The following is a 260-nucleotide window of genomic DNA, read 5'->3' as shown; positions in this document are numbered from 1 at the left end:
TGTCATCGGCTGCTTCACCGGTACCGTTGATGGTCGGGGTATTGTCACTGGTGAAGCCGTTCTGGGCCACGTCAACATTCTGCGCACCGGAATCATCCACCACGTCGGTGATAACCGGCGCGACTGGAGCAACGGTGTCGATAGTGAAGTCATAGGCGTTAGACGGGTCACTGACGTTACCGGCCGCGTCGGTCTCGGTGACGGTGATGTCGTAAGTACCATCAGCCAGCGCGTCCGGAGTGAACGTCCAGGTGCCATCG

The 260-nt window shown here is 59.2% G+C and carries 1 protein-coding gene; it reads right to left on the bottom strand.

Translation table 11 applies throughout. From position 1 onward, the window contains the following. Window positions 1-260 (bottom strand): Ig-like domain-containing protein (locus J1784_RS00110; protein ID WP_217147567.1); only part of this gene is annotated, 260 nt, incomplete at both ends.

This window comes from Rahnella ecdela (assembly GCF_019049625.1).
Lineage (GTDB): Bacteria > Pseudomonadota > Gammaproteobacteria > Enterobacterales > Enterobacteriaceae > Rahnella > Rahnella ecdela.
Note: the sequence above shows the minus strand (reverse complement) of the source record. Positions and strands in the feature narration are given on the sequence as shown.